Annotated in this window: 18 protein-coding genes, 1 pseudogene and 1 riboswitch; of the genes and pseudogenes, 9 read left to right on the forward strand and 10 right to left on the reverse strand. The window is 63.5% G+C overall.

Annotated features, from left to right (window positions below):
* Positions 1–6: 6 nt before the first annotated feature.
* The gene (locus tag EC86_RS0115545; protein WP_029526666.1) at positions 7–906 is read left to right on the forward strand and encodes a cache domain-containing protein; all 900 of its coding nucleotides are present in this window, start codon (positions 7–9) and stop codon (positions 904–906) included.
* A 115-nt stretch (positions 907–1,021) separates the two neighbouring features.
* Here EC86_RS0115545 and glcF read toward each other — a convergent pair whose 3' ends face one another.
* From glcF to glnK, 6 genes are all read right to left on the reverse strand, one after another.
* Entirely contained in the window at positions 1,022–2,269 is a 1,248-nt protein-coding gene (gene glcF, locus EC86_RS0115550) for a glycolate oxidase subunit GlcF (RefSeq protein WP_029526667.1), read from the reverse strand.
* Between the two features lie 8 nt (positions 2,270–2,277).
* Positions 2,278–3,042 (reverse strand): YoaK family protein, encoded by a 765-nt coding sequence (locus EC86_RS0115555; RefSeq protein ID WP_029526669.1) that lies wholly within the window; start codon positions 3,040–3,042, stop codon positions 2,278–2,280.
* Between the two features lie 15 nt (positions 3,043–3,057).
* Entirely contained in the window at positions 3,058–4,209 is a 1,152-nt protein-coding gene (gene glcE / locus EC86_RS0115560) for a glycolate oxidase subunit GlcE (protein WP_029526670.1), read from the reverse strand.
* Between the two features lie 365 nt (positions 4,210–4,574).
* On the reverse strand, positions 4,575–5,501 hold the full coding sequence (locus EC86_RS0115565) for an SMP-30/gluconolactonase/LRE family protein (protein ID WP_029526671.1): 927 nt from the start codon (positions 5,499–5,501) through the stop codon (positions 4,575–4,577).
* Between the two features lie 138 nt (positions 5,502–5,639).
* A complete protein-coding gene (locus tag EC86_RS0115570) occupies positions 5,640–7,187 on the reverse strand; it encodes an ammonium transporter (RefSeq protein ID WP_029526673.1) in 1,548 nt (515 codons plus the stop codon).
* Positions 7,188–7,223: 36 nt separating this feature from the next.
* The gene (gene glnK / locus EC86_RS0115575) at positions 7,224–7,562 is read right to left on the reverse strand and encodes a P-II family nitrogen regulator (protein ID WP_029526674.1); all 339 of its coding nucleotides are present in this window, start codon (positions 7,560–7,562) and stop codon (positions 7,224–7,226) included.
* A gap of 337 nt (positions 7,563–7,899) precedes the next feature.
* Here glnK and EC86_RS0115585 point away from each other — a divergent pair, with 337 nt between their 5' ends.
* Positions 7,900–9,444, forward strand: coding sequence for a YifB family Mg chelatase-like AAA ATPase (locus EC86_RS0115585; RefSeq protein ID WP_029526675.1), 1,545 nt, complete (start codon positions 7,900–7,902; stop codon positions 9,442–9,444).
* 16 nt (positions 9,445–9,460) lie between these two features.
* Here EC86_RS0115585 and metH read toward each other — a convergent pair whose 3' ends face one another.
* Positions 9,461–12,244, reverse strand: coding sequence for a methionine synthase (gene metH / locus EC86_RS0115590; RefSeq protein ID WP_029526676.1), 2,784 nt, complete (start codon positions 12,242–12,244; stop codon positions 9,461–9,463).
* Between the two features lie 62 nt (positions 12,245–12,306).
* Positions 12,307–12,398: riboswitch (S-adenosyl-L-homocysteine riboswitch) on the reverse strand.
* A gap of 65 nt (positions 12,399–12,463) precedes the next feature.
* Between metH and EC86_RS0115595 the strand changes: the two genes are divergently transcribed.
* Entirely contained in the window at positions 12,464–13,048 is a 585-nt protein-coding gene (locus EC86_RS0115595; RefSeq protein ID WP_029526677.1) for a cyclic nucleotide-binding domain-containing protein, read from the forward strand.
* 28 nt (positions 13,049–13,076) lie between these two features.
* Here EC86_RS0115595 and EC86_RS0115600 read toward each other — a convergent pair whose 3' ends face one another.
* A complete protein-coding gene (locus tag EC86_RS0115600; protein WP_029526679.1) occupies positions 13,077–14,123 on the reverse strand; it encodes a homocysteine S-methyltransferase family protein in 1,047 nt (348 codons plus the stop codon).
* Between the two features lie 164 nt (positions 14,124–14,287).
* Between EC86_RS0115600 and EC86_RS30390 the strand changes: the two genes are divergently transcribed.
* From EC86_RS30390 to EC86_RS30400, 3 genes are all read left to right on the forward strand, one after another.
* Positions 14,288–14,968, forward strand: a complete 681-nt coding sequence (locus EC86_RS30390; protein WP_269635722.1) for a helix-turn-helix transcriptional regulator — start codon at positions 14,288–14,290, stop codon at positions 14,966–14,968.
* A complete protein-coding gene (locus EC86_RS30395) occupies positions 14,953–15,192 on the forward strand; it encodes a WCX domain-containing protein (protein ID WP_269635723.1) in 240 nt (79 codons plus the stop codon). The genes EC86_RS30390 and EC86_RS30395 overlap by 16 nt, the downstream gene beginning before the upstream one ends.
* A gap of 67 nt (positions 15,193–15,259) precedes the next feature.
* A complete protein-coding gene (locus EC86_RS30400) occupies positions 15,260–15,385 on the forward strand; it encodes a hypothetical protein (protein ID WP_269635724.1) in 126 nt (41 codons plus the stop codon).
* Between the two features lie 445 nt (positions 15,386–15,830).
* Here EC86_RS30400 and EC86_RS30565 read toward each other — a convergent pair whose 3' ends face one another.
* Together EC86_RS30565 and EC86_RS26220 are read right to left on the reverse strand one after the other, a co-directional pair.
* Positions 15,831–16,256, reverse strand: a complete 426-nt coding sequence (locus EC86_RS30565; RefSeq protein ID WP_198026728.1) for a transposase — start codon at positions 16,254–16,256, stop codon at positions 15,831–15,833.
* A gap of 32 nt (positions 16,257–16,288) precedes the next feature.
* The gene (locus EC86_RS26220) at positions 16,289–17,194 is read right to left on the reverse strand and encodes a transposase (protein ID WP_232229911.1); all 906 of its coding nucleotides are present in this window, start codon (positions 17,192–17,194) and stop codon (positions 16,289–16,291) included.
* Between the two features lie 104 nt (positions 17,195–17,298).
* On the opposite strand from EC86_RS26220, the pseudogene EC86_RS26225 reads away from it, so the two are divergent.
* The 3 genes and pseudogenes from EC86_RS26225 to EC86_RS0115630 all read left to right on the forward strand — a co-directional run.
* A pseudogene (locus EC86_RS26225) lies at positions 17,299–17,520 on the forward strand (transposase domain-containing protein); the annotation flags it as partial.
* Complete coding sequence (locus tag EC86_RS0115625; RefSeq protein ID WP_029526680.1) at positions 17,517–18,053, forward strand: hypothetical protein; 537 nt, start codon at positions 17,517–17,519, stop codon at positions 18,051–18,053. The pseudogene EC86_RS26225 and the gene EC86_RS0115625, both read left to right, overlap by 4 nt.
* Positions 18,054–18,157: 104 nt before the next feature.
* On the forward strand, positions 18,158–18,481 hold the full coding sequence (locus tag EC86_RS0115630) for a helix-turn-helix domain-containing protein (protein ID WP_029526681.1): 324 nt from the start codon (positions 18,158–18,160) through the stop codon (positions 18,479–18,481).
* Positions 18,482–18,574: the final 93 nt, after the last annotated feature.

The following is an 18,574-nucleotide window of genomic DNA, read 5'->3' on the forward strand; positions in this document are numbered from 1 at the left end:
ACACTCATGAAAACAACTCACTACGGAATATGGACCGTGACCTTTTGCGCTGCGCTGTCAGTCACGCCCTGCCTGCATGCCGCTGGCGAGGAGATGGCTAAAACGGCGAAGTCGGTCGGCTCGGTGGAACGGGGTGAAGCCCAAAAAGCCGAGGCGATGCTCAATCGTGCGGTGGACTACCTGCAAAAACAGGGGCCCGACCAGGCGTTTGCAGCGTTCAACAACCGCAGCGGCGATTTCGTCAGCGGCCCGTATTACGTCTATGTGGTCGGGCTGGACGGCATCATGCATGCCAACGGCGGCGCGCCGGACGTGCTGGCCGGCAAGAATGTGCTCGATTTGCGCGATGCCGCCGGCAAGCCGCTGATCAGCGACTTGCTGCAGGCGGCCGCCAGCCATGACAGCGGGGCGATCGAGTACCACTGGCTGAACCGCGCCGACAACCGTGTTGAAAACAAGACCGCCAAATTCCGCAAGGTCGGCAACCACGTCGTGGTGGTGGGTTACTACCTGCCGCGTGCCACTTTCGAGCAGGCCCGGGCTCTGCTGGACAAGGCCGTGGCCGAGATGAAAAAAGCCGGCGCCGGCACCGCCTTCAAGGCCTTCAACGACCCGAAAGGCGGTTTTGTGCGCGATGACCTGTACGTCTTCGCCATCGGCCTGGAGGATGGCAAATACCGGGCCTCGGGCGCCGCCCCGCAGCTGAGCGGCCAGAATGTGCGCGATCTGCACGATGTCGCCGGCAAGCCGATCGTTCAGGACATGATTGCAGTGGCCAGAAAAAGCGGCAGCGGCCAGGTGGACTATGTCTGGCGCAACCCGGCCACCAATGCGGTCGAGTCCAAGCATTCGGTGATCCAGCGCGTCGATGACGTGCTGCTGGGCGTCGGGTATTACGAAAAATAAGCGCTGCCGCAGCCGTCGGTCCAGCATTCAGGGACGCGCCCCGTGCCCGCATGATTGCATGAGGGCAGCACGCCTGTGCGGGCTGGCGGCCCACCCCGCGGCCAGCCCCGGCGCTTCAGGCCGCGCTCAGCGCCGCATCCAGCACCTCGACCCAGTGGCGCACCGGCGTGGCGGTCCCGCTTTGCAGGTGGGTGATGCAGCCGATGTTGGCCGATACGATCACTTCGGGTGCCATGTCGCCCAGATTGGCCAGCTTGCGGTCGCGCAGCTGGTAGGCAATTTCCGGCTGGAGCACCGAATAGGTGCCCGCCGAACCGCAGCACAGGTGCGCTTCGTTCATGGACACCTTGATGTCAAAGCCCAGGCTGCCCAGGTGCTGCTCGACGCCGCCGCGCAGCTGCTGGCCATGTTGCAGGGTGCAGGGCGGGTGAAACACCAGTTTGGGCGCGCTGGCGGCAATTTTCTCCATCAGGTCAGGGCGGCTGGACCGCAGGGATTCGGTGATCACCGGCAGCAATTCACTCAGGTCGCGCGTCAGCGCGCTGATGCGCGCGGCTTTTTCGGCATAGGCCGGATCGTCCTGGAGGATGTGGCCGTATTCCTTGACCGTGACGCCGCAGCCCGAGGCGTTCATTACCAACGCTTCGACGCCGCCCTCGACGTAAGGCCACCAGGCATCGATGTTGCGGCGCATTTCAAGCTTGCCGCCATCCTGGTCGTTCAGGTGGAACTTCACCGCGCCGCAGCAGCCGGCCTTGGCCGCCAGCACGGCCTCGATGCCGGCGGCGTCCAGCACCCGGGCGGTGGCCGAATTGATGTTGGGCATCATGGCCGGCTGCACGCAGCCCGCCAGCATGAGCATTTTTCGGGCATGGGTGCGCACGGGCCACTGGCCGTCGTCCTGTTTGGGTGGCACCTTGTTTTGCAGGCTGTGCGGCAGCAGGCCGCGCACCGCCTGGCCGATCTTCATGGCCGGCGCGAACAGCGGCGACGGCAGGCCTTCCTTGAGCGCCCAGCGCACCGCGCGCTCGCCGGCCGGGCGCGGCACGCGTTCATCGACCAGCTTGCGGCCGATGTCCACCAGATGGCCGTACTGCACGCCGCTGGGGCAGGTGGTTTCGCAGTTGCGGCAGGTCAGGCAGCGGTCCAGGTGCAGCTGGGTCTTGCGCGTCGGCGTTTCGCCTTCGAGTACCTGCTTGATCAGGTAGATGCGGCCGCGCGGGCCGTCGAGTTCATCGCCGAGCAGCTGGTAGGTCGGGCAGGTGGCGGTGCAAAAGCCGCAATGCACGCATTTGCGCAAAATGGCCTCGGCCTGCAGGCCGTCGGGGGTGTTCTGGAATTCGGGGGCGAGTTGGGTCTGCATGGTGTTCTTCAGGTACTTTGGCGGGCGGTTTTGCGCCGGATGGTGCGCACGAGGTCGGAATACAGGGGCGGCAGGCACAGGCCGAGCAGCAGCAGCGCCAGCGGAAGCACCCAGACGAAACCGACATACTTAAAGCCCGCCGCGCCGACGATGCCGCCGCCGATGAAGGCGCCCAGCAGCGTGCCGAGCAGCCGCAGCTTGATGCGGTTGGCGCGCACCCGCGATTCGAACGGGCTTCCCGTGCGGTTCCAGTAAAACAGCTTGCCCAGCTCGATGCCGATGTCGGTCACGATGCCGGTCATGTGGGTGGTGCGGATCTGCGACGACGAGATCTTGCTGACCAGCGCGTTTTGCAGCCCCATGATGAAGGACAGCACCAGCACGGTGAGGGGAACGGCAAACGGCGTCTGGCGGTTCAGCGTGGCGCCCATCAGGCCAAACAGCAGCAGCAGCAAGGCTTCCACCAGCAGGGGCAGTGCGTATTCGCTGCGCAGCCCGTGCTGGCGCGCCCAGTTCACCTGGACGGCGGTGAAGGCCGCGCCGCAGGTAAAGGCCAGCAAGGCGCCGATGGCGTTGAGCACCAGGCGCATGTTCCCCAGCACCAGGTTGTCGGCCAGCAGCGAGGCAAAGCCGGTCATGTGCGAGGTGTACATCGCCACCACCAGGAAGCCGCCGGCATTGACGGCGCCGGCATTGAAAGCCAGGATGCCGCCGAGCAGGCGGTTGGTGGACGCGGTCCGGTGCTGGCTGGTCAGGTGGCGAAAACGGCGCATGCGCTGCCTTGTGCCTTAACCGTCGATCGGCATGCGGCCCGGATTGAAAATGCCGGCGGGGTCGAACTGCTTCCTGAGTTCGCGCTGGATGCGTGACTGCACCGGGGACAGCGGAGTGAACACCGGCAGGTTCGCCGGCATCAGGGCAGCGCGCCGGAACAGGGTTGCGTGGCCGCCCGCCTGCGCGGCCAGCTGGCGCAGTTGCGCGGCTGCGGACGCCGGCGCCCAGAGCCAGCGCAGGCCGCCGTGCCATTCCACCAGCGGCGCGTACGGCAAGTCCATCGCAGGGGCGGTCTGCGGCACGCTCAGGCGCCACAGGCAGGCATCAAGGGACGGCGGCTGCGCGAAAAACGGCAGCGTCTGCTCGCGGCAGGCGTTCCAGTCGTCGCCGGCTTGGGGCTGCTCCATCGGCACCGCCTGGCCGCCGGCCGCCTGCACATCGGCGATCATGCGCGGACACGCGGCCTCGACGGCGGCCAGCGCGCCGCGCAGGCGAACGAACAGGAAGTCCTGCACCGGGGCAGCGCTTTCGTCGCGCACCCAGCAGCTGGCGTTGAGCGGCAGCGGCTGGCCGCCCCAGCGGTTGAGCAGGTCCAGCGCCTTTTGCTGGCTCAAGCCGCTGCACATCAGCGTGGCTTCGCCGGGAGCGACGGGCAGCACCTTGAGCGACAGCTCAAGCAGCACGCCGAGCGTGCCGAGCGTGCCGGCCATCAGGCGCGAGACATCGTAGCCGGCGACGTTTTTCATCACCTGGCCGCCGAAGGTCAGGCATTCGCCCTTGCCGTTGAGCAGCACGGCGCCCAGCAGGTAGTCGCGCACCGCGCCGCTGCTGGCGCGCGCCGGGCCGCTCAGCCCGCTGGCGACCATGCCGCCGACCGTGGCATTCGGTCCATAGTGCGGCGGCTCGAACGGCAGGCACTGGCCTTGTCCGGCCAGCAGCGCCTCCAGTTCGGCCAGCGGGGTTCCGCCGCGCACCGTCACGACCAGCTCGCTGGGCTCGTAGCTGATGACGCCGGAATAAGCGCCCATGTCAAGCACCTCGCCCGTCAGCGCCTGGCCGTAAAAGTCCTTGCTGCCGCCACCGCGGATACGCAGGGGTGTTCCTGCCCGCGCCGCATCGCGAACGCGCCCGGCCATCAAAGTCATCGTGTCAGTGTCTGCATTCATGGCAGGAATGGTACGCGTGCGCGGCGTTCAGGGTCTTTGATTTTTTTGAATGCAGCGTGTTCGGTTTTTTGCGGGTTGGCATCTAGTGTCGCGTCAGGCGCAAAGTGTCGGGAGATCGCGTCGCCAGCGGCGTGCAGCGCAAGGCGCAGCCCTTGCCAGGGCTGAAGCCCTGGCAAGGGCTGCAACGCGGCGATGCGCGGCGATGGCCAGCGAGAACCGGCAGTTTGCGCCTGACGCGACACTAGCGCCCGCGAAAGCCATGACGCGCGATGCAAAGCCCGCAAATGCTATGAATAAAATAGCTGTAAACGCACGGCTGTCATGCGCAAAAGCCTGTTTTTATCAATAAACAGCAGGTTTTGTCTTCAGTCCATGAAGAAATTCACCTGCAGCCCCGGCACCTCGACCGGCATCGACAGCACGCAGCCCGAGGCGGGCCAGCGCTGCAACTCCTCGGCCGGGCGGCCCTGGCGCGCGGTCGTGAGGTAGAGCGTCCGCAGATCGGCGCCGCCAAAGCAGGGCATGGTCGGGCATTGCGCGGGCACGGCGAACTCGGCCAGTACCTCGCCAGCCGGCGACAGCTTGAGCAGTCGCCCGCCTTCGTACATGGCGACGTAATAGTTGCCCTGCACATCGACCGCCGCGCCGTCGGGCCGGCCGCCGTAGCCCGCCATGCCGGGCTGCCAGCCGGCGGGCTTGGGCGCAAACTGCCGGAACACCCGCTCATGGCTCAGGGTGTTGCCGGCGGCGTTCCAGTCCCAGGCGCGGATGGCATGGCTTGGCGTGTCGGTCCAGTACAGCGTGGCCGCATCGGGCGACCAGGCCAGGCCGTTGGCCGTGGTAGCGTTGCCGGCCTTGGGTTCGAGCACGGACGCGCGGCCATCACGGCCATCCAGGCAAAAAAGCTGCGCGCGGGCGGCGTCGCGCGGCTCGTAAATAGTGCCGGCCCAGAAGCGGCCCAGCGGATCGGCCTTGCCGTCGTTGAAGCGCGTGGTGGCCGCGTCGTGCAGCGCGGGCGCAAGCAGCGCCAGTTCACCGCCCCAGTGCCGGGCGCGGTAGATGCCGCCCCGCAGCGCGATGACCAGGCCGGTATTTGTGCCCCCGGTGCGCGCCGGCGCGATGCAGCCGGGCTCGGACGGCAGCGTCCAGCGCTCGACGGTGCCGGCCGGAACCGTTGAGCGGCAGACCTGCCGGACAGCAATGTCCACCCAGTACAGGCGCTGCTCGTCCGGGTGCCAGAACGGTGATTCACCCAGTTCGCTGGGCTGTGAAATGGCGATTTGCCAGGGCATGCGTTTCTCCTTGGGGCGGTGCGGTTCGGTGAAGGGTCCGCCACGCCTGCGACTGTAGCGGCAAAAAAAAGCCCGCTGGCATTGCTGCCAGCGGGCTGAACTTCCCTCGGAGACTTCTGTCAGCTTGTCAAGCCGTCCTTAACGGTTGTAGGCGGTTTCGCCGTGCGCCGTGATGTCCAGGCCTTCGCGCTCGTCTTCTTCGCTGACGCGCAGGCCGACGGTCAGGTCAACCACCTTGTAGGCGATGAAGGACACGACGCCCGACCACACGATGGTGATCAACACGGCCTTGGCCTGAATCCAGACCTGCGACACGATGGAATAGTCGGCGGGTGTGACCATGGCCACGGTCACCCAGTCGGCGACAAAGCCCGGGCCGCCCAGGGCCGGTGAGTTGAACACGCCGGTCAGCAGCGCGCCGACGATACCGCCCACGCCATGCACGCCGAACACGTCAAGCGAGTCGTCCGCGCCGAGCAGCTTCTTCAGGCCATGCACGCCCCAGAGGCAGGCAAAACCGGCGACGAAACCAATCACCAGGCCGCCGCCGATGCCGACGTTGCCGGCTGCGGGAGTAATCGCGACCAGGCCGGCCACGGCGCCGGAAGCGGCGCCCAGCATCGAGGCCTTGCCGCGCATCAGCGCTTCACCCAGGCACCAGGCCAGCACGGCGGCGGCGGTGGCGCCCAGCGTGTTGATGAAGGCCAGCGCGGCAAAGCCGTTGGCTTCCAGCGCCGATCCGGCGTTGAAGCCGAACCAGCCGACCCACAGCAGCGAAGCACCGACCATGGTCAGCGTCAGGCTGTGCGGCGCCATGGCTTCCTTGCCGTAGCCGATGCGCTTGCCGACCATGAAGGCGCCGACCAGGCCGGCCACGGCGGCGTTGATGTGTACCACGGTGCCGCCGGCGAAGTCCAGCGCGCCCGACTGCCAGATATAGCCGGCCTTGCTGGTCATCGCATCAACCACGTCCGGGCCGGTGTAGGCGTCAGGGCCCATCCAGAACCAGACCATGTGGGCCATCGGCGCATAGCTGAAGGTGAACCAGATCACCATGAACAGCAGCACGGCGGAAAACTTGATGCGCTCGGCGAAGGCGCCGACGATCAGGCAGCAGGTGATGCCGGCAAAGGTGGCCTGGAAGGCGGCAAACACGATTTCCGGAATCACGACGCCCTTGCTGAACGTGGCCGCGTTGGCGAAGGTGCCGGCGGCGTTGTCCCAGATGCCCTTCATGAACAGGCGGTCAAAGCCGCCGATGAAGGCGCTGCCTTCGGTGAAGGCCAGGCTGTAGCCGTAAATGAACCACAGCACGACGATCAGCGAGAACGTCACCATGACCTGCATCAGCACCGACAGCATGTTCTTGCTGCGCACCAGGCCGCCGTAGAACAACGCCAGGCCGGGCACGACCATCAGGATCACCAGGATGGTCGAGACCAGCATCCAGGCGGTGTCGCCCTTGTTAGGAACGGGCGCCGGCGCGGCGGCAGCCTCGGCGGCCGGAGCTGCAACGGCCGCGGCGGGTGCGGCCGTTGCGGCGGGTGCGGCGGCAGCATCGGGCTTGGCTTCAGCCGGGGCGGATGCGGTTGCGGCAGGCGCTTCTGCCGGGGTCTGCGCCAGGGCAATGGCGCCTGAACCCAGCAGGCTCAATCCCAGCAAGAGGGAAGCAATCAGTTTTTTCATGGCAATGTTTCTCTTTTTTTTTTCAGTGGGGTGACGTCAGAGGGCTTCCTTGCCGGTCTCGCCGGTGCGAATGCGCACGACCTGCTCCAGGTTGTACACAAAAACCTTGCCGTCGCCGATCTTGCCGGTGCGCGCCGAGGTCTCGATGGCCTCGATCACGCGTTCCACCAGGTCATCGGACACGGCCGCTTCGATCTTGACCTTGGGCAGGAAATCGACGACGTACTCGGCGCCCCGGTACAGCTCGGTATGACCTTTTTGCCGGCCGAAGCCCTTGACTTCGGTCACGGTGATGCCCTGCACGCCCATGCCGGAGAGGGCTTCGCGCACCTCGTCCAGCTTGAACGGTTTGATGATGGCAGTGACGAGTTTCATTTCAGTTTTCCTCCAGGATGAATGACGAGGCAGCAATCGGGTGGCGCTGCCGGCGCATTACAGGGTTTTTGTAGGCATCACGTCCAGCGTGTTCTTGGTGCGAAAGCGACCGCTCTCAACGAGGGTGACGATGATTGATTTCATGGAATCCCCGAAAAATTTTTAAAGTGGGCGGAACTTCTTTAGCAGGGACCGTGCCAGCTATTTTTGCGTCGCCTGCGAGCGCCCGGCCGATTTCACCGGCCACCGGGTTACGCTAGAGGCTTACAAGCTGTTACGCATCATTTTGGTGCGCTCGCGGCGCACAACATTGATGCATTTACAAGAAAGTCACCGTATGAGCCTGTCTTTAGTGCACAGCCGTGCCTTGCTGGGGCTCGAAGCACGTCCGGTGTGCGTTGAAGTGCACTTGGCCAACGGCCTGCCGAGCTTCACGCTGGTCGGGCTGGCCGACACCGAGGTCAAGGAAGCGCGCGAGCGGGTGCGCTCGGCCATCCAGAATGCCGGGCTGGATTTCCCGGGCAACAAGCGCATCACGGTCAACCTGGCGCCCGCCGACCTGCCCAAGGACTCGGGCCGGTTCGACCTGCCGATTGCGCTCGGCATCCTGGCGGCCAGCGGCCAGATCGATGCGCGCAAGCTGGCGGGCTACGAGTTTGCCGGCGAACTGTCGCTGGGCGGCGACCTGCGGCCGGTGCGCGGCTCCCTGGCGATGAGCCTGGCCATTGCCCGGCCGGCGCGCGGCACGCCGCAAAAACTGCCCCGGCTGGTGCTGCCCGAAGGCAGCGCGCAGGAAGCGGCGCTGGTGCCGCAGGCCGAGGTCTACCGCGCGCTGCATCTGCTCGACGTGGTCCGGCAGTTTTTGCCGGGCGATGCCGTTCCCGAAATCGCGGATGGCTGGACGCGCGTGGCCTCAAGCGCGCCCTCGCGGCAACCCGCCTATGCCGACCTGGCCGATGTCAAGGGCCAGGCCGCCGCCCGCCGCGCGCTGGAGATCGCGGCGGCTGGCGGACATAGCCTATTGATGGTCGGCGCGCCGGGTTCGGGCAAGTCGATGCTGGCGCAGCGCTTTGCCGGTCTGCTGCCGGCCATGACGACCGATGAAGCGCTGGAAACTGCCGCCGTCGCCTCGCTGGGCGGGCGCTTCACGCTGGACCATTGGGCGGTGCGGCCGACCTGCGCGCCGCACCACACGGCCAGCGCGGTGGCGCTGGTGGGCGGCGGCTCGCCGCCGCAACCGGGCGAGATATCGCTGGCGCATCGCGGGGTGCTTTTTCTGGACGAGTTGCCCGAATTTCCACGCGCCGCATTAGAGGCGCTGCGCGAACCGCTGGAGTCCGGACACATCACCATTTCCCGCGCCGCGCAGCGCGCCGAATTCCCGGCGCGCTTTCAGCTGATTGCCGCCATGAACCCCTGCCCGTGCGGCTACCTGGGCTCCAGCCTGCGCGCCTGCCGCTGTTCGCCCGAAGCCGTATCGCGCTACCAGGGCAAGCTCAGCGGCCCACTGCTCGACCGCATCGATCTGCATGTGGAAGTCGGCAGCCTGGCCGCCGACGAGCTGGTGAACGCGCCGCCGGGCGAATCCACCGAGGCGGTGCGCAGCCGGATTGTCCAGGCTAGAAACCGCGCGATGGCCCGGCAGGGCATCGCCAACCAGGCGCTCGAAGGCCAGGCGATTGACGCGCAGTGCCAGATGGACCCGGCAGCGGCCAAGTTCCTCAATGTGGCGGCGACGCGGCTGGGCTGGTCGGGCCGGGGCATTCACCGCTGCCTGAAGGTGGCGCGTACCATTGCCGACCTGGCTGGCGCCACAACCGTGCAGGTCACGCATGTGGCCGAGGCGGTGCAGTACCGGCGGGCGCTGAAGACGGCGCACTGAAGGCGCCCTGACGCCGTTAAAGGTTGGGCGCCAGCAGGCGTTGCAGGTCTTCGGCGCGGGCGCCGCGCCGCTGGGCCAGGTCCTGCAACTGGTCGTCGCCAATCTTGCCGACGCTGAAATAGGTGCTTTGCGGATGGCTCAGGTAAAAGCCGCTGACGCTGGCCGCTGGCGTCATCGCCAGGCTTTCCGTCAGCGCCATGCCGATGTCTTCGGCCTTGAGCAACTCGAACATGTCCTTCTTGACGCTGTGGTCCGGGCAGGCCGGGTAGCCGGGCGCGGGACGGATGCCCTGGTATTTCTCGGCGATCATCGCGTCCATGCCCAGCGACTCGCCAGGTGCGTAGCCCCACAAGTCCTTGCGCACCCGCTGGTGCAGCACTTCGGCAAACGCTTCGGCCAGCCGGTCGGCGAGCGACTTGAACATGATCGACGAGTAGTCGTCATGCTCGGCCACGAACTGCTTTTCCTTCTTCTCAGCGCCCAGGCCGGCGGTGACCGCAAAAACCCCGATGTAATCGGCAATTTTCAAGTCTTTTTGGCTGTTTGCGCTTACCCCATCTGTGCGGGCAGCTATCAATTCAGGAGTCAACACTTTCGGCGCGACAAAGTCGGCCAGGCAGCGGCTCGGGCGCATCACGCCATCGACTGCGGTTTTCTCGGTCTGCTGGCGCAGGCCGTGCCAGGTCATGGCGACCTCGCTGCGGCTTTCGTCAAGGTAAAGCTCGATGTCGTCGCCGACGCGGTTTGCCGGGTACAAACCGATCACGCCACTGGCCGTGAGCCAGCGCCCTTCGATCAGGCGCTTGAGCATCTTTTGCGCGTCTTCGTAAACGCGCGTCGCCTCGACGCCGACCACTTCGTCGCTCAGGATGGCCGGGAACGGCCCTGCCAGGTCCCAGGTCTGGAAGAACGGACCCCAGTCGATGTATTGCGCCAGTTCGGCCAGATCAAAATTCTTGAACACGCGCCGGCCAATGAACTTGGGCACAGGCGGCGTGTAGCTTGACCAGTCGATGGCCGTGGCATTGGCGCGGGCCTTGGCCAGCGGCCACATCGGCGTCTGCTTCTTGTTGGCGTGCTGGGTGCGCACCTTGTCGTAGTCGGCGTTCAGCTCGTCGATGTACTTGGCCGCCTGGTCGGACAGCAGGCTTTGTGCCACGCTGACGCTGCGCGACGCGTCGGGCACATAGACCACCGGGCCTTCGTAGTGCGGTGAAATCTTCACCGCCGTGTGTACGCGGCTGGTGGTCGCGCCGCCGATCATCAGCGGAATCTTGTTGATGCGGAAATGGTCGTCCTTTTGCATCTCGGCGGCGACATACTGCATTTCTTCTAGGCTCGGCGTGATCAGCCCCGACAGGCCGACGATGTGCGCGCCCTCGGCTTTTGCCAGCGCCAGAATCTCGTGGCACGGCACCATCACGCCCATGTTCACCACCTCGAAGTTGTTGCACTGCAAAACGACGGTGACGATGTTCTTGCCGATGTCGTGCACGTCGCCCTTGACGGTGGCAATGATGATCTTGCCCTTGGTCTTGACGTCGCCGCCGGCGGCCTCCAGCAGCAGCTTTTCAGCCTCGATGTAGGGCAGCAGGTGCGCCACCGCCTGCTTCATGACGCGCGCGCTTTTCACCACCTGCGGCAGGAACATCTTGCCCTGGCCGAACAGGTCGCCGACGACGTTCATGCCGTCCATCAGCGGGCCTTCGATGACATGCAGCGGGCGGCCGCCGTCAGCTGCAATAGCCTGCCAGACTTCCTCGGTGTCCTCGGTGATGAACTCGTTGTTGCCATGCACCAGCGCATGCGACAGGCGGGCGCGTATCGGCAGCGCGCGCCATTCGTACTTCTTGCTGTCGTCCCGCGCGCCGCTCTGCGCGGTTTCGGCGACTTCGATCAGGCGCTCGCCGGGCGTGAGATGCGCTTCGCCCGGCTTGTACACCGGCTGGCGGTTCAGCACCACGTCCTCGACGCGCTCGCGCAGCACCGGCTCCAGGTCGTCATACACGCCCACCATGCCGGCGTTGACGATGCCCATGTCCATGCCGGCCTGGATCGCGTGGTACAGGAACACGGTGTGAATCGCCTCGCGCACCGGGTCGTTGCCGCGAAAGCTGAAGGACACGTTGGACACGCCGCCCGACACCTTGGCGCCCGGCAGGTTCTGCTTGATCCAGCGCGTGGCGTTGATGAAATCGACCGCATAGTTGTTGTGCTCGTCGATGCCAGTGGCGATGGCAAAAATATTGGGGTCGAAAATGATGTCTTCGGGCGGAAAACCGATGTCATCGACCAGCACGCGGTAGGCGCGTTCGCAGATCTCGACTTTGCGCTGATAGGTGTCGGCCTGGCCTTTTTCGTCAAACGCCATCACCACGGCGGCCGCGCCGTAGCGCTTGAGCAGCCTGGCCTGGTGCTTGAAGGCGTCAACGCCTTCCTTCATCGAGATCGAATTGACGATGCCCTTGCCCTGGATGCAGCGCAGGCCGGCCTCGATCACGCTCCACTTGGAGCTGTCGATCATGATGGGAACGCGGGCGATGTCGGGCTCGCCAGCGATGAGGTTCAGGAAACGCACCATGGCCGCCTGGCTGTCGAGCATGGCCTCGTCCATGTTGATGTCGATGATCTGCGCGCCGTTTTCAACCTGCTGGCGGGCCACGGCCAGCGCCGCTTCAAAGTCACCGTTCAAAATCATGCGGGCGAAGGCCTTGGAGCCGGTGACGTTGGTGCGCTCGCCGATGTTGACGAACAGGGAATCCGGGCCGATGGTGACCGGCTCCAGGCCGGAAAGCTTCATCGGCGGAACGTGCGGGGCGACTGGCAGGATAGATGGAATTGCGGACATGGCTCACCTTGGAACAAAGGTGAGCGTCGTTGCTAAAAAGAACGCCTGGCGCCCTGTTCACCCAAGCCTGACGAAACGGTGTTTCGCTGCAACGCTCCTTGAGTTAAGCTCGATTTTAAGCACCAATGCCGGCAGGCAGGCCGCCAGCGACATAATCCACCGGGTTGACCCATGCTAAACACCTTCTTCAGAAAAAAAAACTTCCCTTCGGTCAACCCAAGGCATGACACCACCCAAGGCTCGGAAGCGGCCGACCTGGCGGCCGAGATGCTGATGGCGCCTACGGCGCTGATGCAGCTGACGATGCCAGAGGCGCGCATGGTGGTGCGCTACATGCAGCCGCAAATCGTCGCCAAGGGGACGATCTTCATCCGCGAAGGCGATGCCCGCGACACCGGTTTCCTGATGCTGCTGCTCGATGGCGAAGTGACGGTGGAAACACTGGTGGTCAGCCGCGTCGAGCCCATCGTCATCACGCTGCTGGGGCCCGGCAGCCTGATTGGCGAGTTGGGCATGTTCGACGGCCTGCCCCGCTACGCCAGCTGCATTGCCGCCACGCAGCTGCGCTGCGCCATCCTGACGCGCAAGGCCCTGAACAGCCTGATGCAGGAAAATCCGGCGGTTGCCGCCAAGCTGCTGCTGGCCGTGTCGCTGCGCATCGGCGCGCGCCTGCGCGAGATGACCGACAAGCTCAAGATGTACGTCCAGCTGACGCAGGCGATGGAGCAGGAAATCGCTTCGCGGCCTGACGCCTGAAAGCGCATTTACCCCGGATGAACAGCCCTCAGGCCGCTTCGGCGTAGAAAACACCGCGCTGCAGCTTGCGTCCGCCCACCAGCGCCACCGAGCGGGCAATCGCCTGGATGTGCTCGGGCGTGGTGCCGCAGCAGCCGCCGACGATGTTGACCAGCCCTTCGGCGGCAAACTCGTGCAGCAGGCGCGAGGTCACGTCGGGCGTCTCGTCAAAGCCGGTGTCGCTCATCGGGTTGGGCAGGCCGGCATTCGGGTAGCAGCTGATGAAGGTGTCGGGCGCGACCTTGGCCAGTTCCTGGATGTAGGGGCGCATCAGCGCCGCGCCCAGCGCGCAGTTCAGGCCGACGGCCAGCGGCTCGGCATGGCGCACGCTGTGCCAGAAAGCCGTCACGGTCTGCCCGCTCAGGATGCGGCCCGAGGCATCGGTCACGGTGCCGCTGATGATCAGCGGTAATCTTTCACCGGAGTTTTCAAAGTATTCGTCGATGGCGAACAGCGCCGCCTTGGCATTGAGCGTGTCGAAAATCGTCTCGACCATCAGCACGTCGCTGCCGCCCTTGACCAGCGCCTCGGTCTGCTCGTAGTAGGCTTTTCGCAGTTCCTCGAAGCTGGTGTTGCGCGCGCCGGCATCGTTCACGTCGGGGCTGATGCTGGCGGTTTTGGGCGTGGGGCCCAGGGCGCCGACGACAAACCGCGGTTTGTCTAGCGTGGAAAACTTGTCGCAGGCGGCCCGGGCCAGGCGGGCCGATTCGTAGTTCATTTCGACCGCCAGGTCGGCCATGTCGTAATCAAGCTGCGCCACAGTGGTGGCGCCAAAGGTGTTGGTCTCGATCAGGTCGGCGCCGGCGGCCAGGTAGCCTTCGTGGATGTCGCGGATCACGTCGGGCCGGCTCAAGCTCAGCAGTTCGTTGTTGCCCTTCACGTCCTTGTGAAAGTCCTTGAAGCGCTCGCCCCGGTACTGGGCTTCGCTGAGCTTGAAGCGCTGGATCATGGTGCCCATCGCGCCGTCAAGAATCAGGATGCGTTGCGCCAGGAGGGCGGGAAGTTGCTGGGCGCGGGTGTAGGTGATCGGCTTCATGGGCGCTATTGTAGAAAGCCGTGCCATTACGCGCTTGGCCCGGCTTTTTGGAAAAAGTTTGAGGCGTCGCCAGATACGACATGGTTTGTCAGAAGCGACGCTTACGATGGGTTACATGCTGCCAAGCTTTTTTGTGGTGCACCACACCATCGAAGCCTTCCGACATGTCCAGCAAGCCAACCCACCAAGAATCCATTGCGTACCGGCTGACCGAGATCCTGCGCCGCCTCAATGAAGGCGAAAAACTCGACCCGCAGGTGCTGGTTGAAGAATTTGGCGTCAACCTGCGTACCATTCAGCGTGACCTGAACGAGCGCTTTTCCTTCCTGGAGCTGGAAAAGAAAGAAGGCGTTTACTCGATCAACCGAATGCGCCTGGGCACGCTCAACTTCAAGGACGTGCAGCGCTTCGCCAGCCTGGCTGGGTTGCAGGGCCTGGACCCGAGACTATCGACAGATTTTTTAAAGTCTATTCTGGACTACCGCATCCAGATTGCCCTGTTGATCCGGGGCCATAACTACGAAGACCTGCGCGGCAAAGAGCAGTTGTTCAACCAGCTCAAGCATGCCATCGAGGAATGCCACGCCGTCAGTTACGAATACCTCAAACCCGCCGGCTCCAAGCTGGTTGAAGCCGTGCGGCCCTACAAGCTGGTGAACCAGGACGGCATCAGGTACCTGGCCGCCACGGATGCAGGCCAGCTCAAGTCCTATGCGTTCAGCAAAATAGAGCGGCTGTTGGTATGGCCAGAAACCTTCACGCCCGACCCCGCCGTCGTCAAGAACGTCAACGAGGAAGACAGCATCTGGCTGAACCTGAAAAAACCGAAGTGGTGCTCAAGGTAGCGCGGCAGGCGGCCGATTACTTTTTGCGCCGCAAGCTCATTGGCGGCCAGAAGATCGAGAAAGAACTGGAGGACGGCGGCCTGATCGTCTCCGGCACCATCGCCCACCCGAACCAGATTTTGCCCATCGTGCGCTACTGGCTTCCCAGCATCCACGTCATCAGCCCGGAAGGCATGCAGGCGGAACTGGAAGGGCAGTTGCGGGCTTACCTTGGGCAGATGTGACGTATTTGCCTAATTCTCCACAGCGCTGTTTCCCTTTGATCCCACTTACTTCAAGAAAGACTAAACCATGATCAACACCACATCACCCCTTGAAAGCCTAGCTGCGTTTGCTATTGCCTTTGCGGCAGGCGCAGTGGTCACCGCCGCCGCAGGTGTCTATGCAAGCTGGGTGCGCAAGACAGGTCAGGCTTGATAGCCTCACCAGTCAAGTATCAGCTGCTGCATGCCGTCAAGCTCGACGGCAGCACCGGGCAATCAGAATGAGTTGGTCGCGGCAGAAACTCCTGACTTCAAAACTGCCTTGAGTTACAAGGGAAGTATCAGCCGTTGCGTCCAGTCTCAACGGTTGGCAACAACAAATTAATGAAGAAAACAACAGCCAGCATGAACCCCAGTCAAGACCCTGAATCCGTGAGTTCAAAAAACGCGGCCTGATTTTCAAACTGGAGTGGACAAATCCCGGTGGAATATGCCGTGCTGTCGCGTACTGAAGCGGTTTATGGCGACGCCATGAGGGCGGGCAAGGCGGTTTTCCCAGGTTTTGAGCAGCATGAAGATTTTCCAGCCCAGGGCTGAACATGCCGCGCTGCGCGCAGGCCAGGTAAATGGAGCATGGGGCAGCGCGAGGATTTGCGCTGCTACGCGGTTGCGAGTTGCCCGTAATGCCGGTCAAACACCGCAAAGCCACTGTCGTTCGCGCCCAGGCCGAGCACCCAACGCCCAGCATGGCGGATCATGCGGGCGGCTTTGAACATCATCTCGTGCAACACCGTCTTGATACGCCGGCGCTGGGCCGGGTGGCGCACGGGCGCATCGGGCTCGTTCAGGGTGTTTTGTCCAATCAGGCGCAGCAGGTTCATGGCGACCGCAGCGAGCCGACAGACCAGATAATTGGTGTCAAACTTGCCACTGGGCAGGCGCTCCAGGTCCATATCGGACTTGAACTCGGCGTGAAACTGCTCGTGCGTGGCGTGGTCGGCGTACAGCGCAATGATGTCTTTCGCCTCAAAGCGCTCGGGCAGCGTCGTCGTCCAGCCGTCGAGCACATATTCGGGCAGCAACAAAGCATTGCCGTACTTGTCGATCGTGCGCTCGGTCAGGCGGTAAACGCGCCGGGCCGGATTCGCTGGGTTGCCGACATCGACCAGATCGAGCCTATCCTGCCAGACGCACTCGCGTTTGCCCGGGCGCAGCGTCTGCCAGGCATTGTTCGGATCGCCCGCCTTTCCCACTGCCACCGTCTCAACTGGGGTCTTGCGCGGGTTCCACTTGATGATTGAGGAGCTATCTCGCGTCCAAGAGCCGCGCCCTGGGCCGAGATTTCCTGCATCAGCTTCAAAGAGCAAAAGCCCGAATCGGCACGCACCAGCAAAGGCCCCTTGACCAGGCTTGCCGCCAGGGGCAGCGCGCGTTCGAGGTTGTACTCGCTCTCCCGGGCCGAATGCTGCACGCCGGGGCGCAGCGCCAACTCTAGACAGTAACCCAGGCGGCCCAGGTACACCGCCAGCGGACAGTAACCATCAACCCCCGCGTAGGTACGCCCGACCAGTTCCTTTTGCGTGTCGCTGTTGTCCATCGCGAAGGTGTCCAGATCCACTGGCGTGTAGCCGCAGCCCAGCGCGCCAAAATCAATGGGCCGCCCTTCAATACGGCTGCCCAGCAGCGCCTGGTTGATCTGCGCGGCCAGTTCAAACCAGTCGCTGGCCTGGGTGTTCAGGCGCTGGCGCAGCGTCGGACTCGACGGCACCGCCTGCAACCCCAGCGCGCGCATGAAAAAAGCGTTACCCCGAAAGCTCTCGATGGCGTCAAAGTCGTTCTTGCCCAGGCACAGCAGCCCGAGGTAGCTCTTGAGGATGTCGCTATTGGCAATGCCCGAGCGGACCGGGAAGGCCGGATCGATCAGCGCGTTGATATTGATGCGCTTGAGATATCTGCCAATCAACGCCAGTCCGGCATGGGAACTGAGGTCGTAGGGAAGTCGCTTGATAAGAAAATCGGTCATGTTTTCGCTCAACTGCAGGGTGAACTGAACTTGGCGGACAAGTGCTTGATTTCAATAAGGAAACCACCAAAATCTGACAACGAGATCACGGATTCAGGAAGTAGAATTGGTTATTTTGTTGGACGGAGGTGGGCGCCAAGCATGCCGGCATCGTGCAAAGCCTGATCGCGACATGCCGGCTGCACGATATCGATCCATACACCTACCTCGTCGATGTCTTGCAGCGCATCAGCATGCAGCCGGCGCAGCGCGTGCATGAGCTCATCCCGCGGCTGTGGAAGCAACACTTCGCCGAGCGTCCCTTGCGTTCGGATCTGGCTCCATGAGCGAGCTGTCCCAGGCTCAGGTCGTCCAGGCGGTCGTTTCTGTGGAGCGCATGAGCGCTGCACAGCGCGTGCAACTGGCCGACGAAATTTATCTGCGCCAGCCCAACTTGCTGGCCTCGGTGCTGGTGCTCGAGCGCATGGGCGTGAGCCTGCAACAGCTGGAAGTACCGATTTACATCCTGATGGTGGCCTACCAGGCCATCAAGGCCTCTAGGCTGGACTGGCCCCTCATCACGGAGGACGTTCAGGAGCGCTGCCTGCAGCGCCTCAATGGCAGCATTCGGTTCGACGAAGGTTTGAGTCCCGAGCTTATGCGGCAAGCCGTCCAACAACGCGTCGACGGTCATGCGCAACGCTATCTGCTGGCGTTCGTACACGGATACTTGCGCGATCATGACTTGCTGGCGGTTCGCAGCGATGCCGAGAAATACCTGCTGCTGGCGTCCTTCAATCTCGTCGAATGCATCGCCGCCACCGCGCCCGGCGGCACACCTCAGCGCCGTCCTTCTTCTGGCAAGCAAGCCGCGCCCTGACTCCGACCTTCCTGAGCATTCGGGCTTACGCGTCAACAACGCCGCAGGGTTACCGGTTACGCTTGCGCAACTGTTAAGCGATAAAGACTTGATGGAGATTTGCCATGACGACTAAGCCGAAATTCAAAAGCGACTCCTTCGAGACGATTCATTCTTCCGCACACGCCCTGTTCAAAGCAGGAGCCATTGACAAGGCGACCTTGCGCAACTTCGACGAATCATGCCTTGCCGTGCCGCAGGAGATAAATCCCGAAAAGATCAAGGAAATTCGTGAGATGAACCATGTGAGCCAGCCTGTTTTTGCCCGCTACCTCAATACCAGCGAGTCCACTATCCAGAAGTGGGAGTCTGGTGCAAAACGGCCGAGCGGAATGGCGCTCAAGTTGTTGGCTGTCGTGCAAAAACACGGCCTCAAAGTCCTTGCATGAAGCAGACAACGGTTCAGGGTTTAAACGTCCAGCCATTGAAACAGGACTAAAAACATGGCCACGCAATAACGCACTACACTTATTTATGTGCTA

The organism is Polaromonas glacialis (assembly GCF_000709345.1).
Classification (GTDB): Bacteria; Pseudomonadota; Gammaproteobacteria; order Burkholderiales; family Burkholderiaceae_C; genus Polaromonas; species Polaromonas glacialis.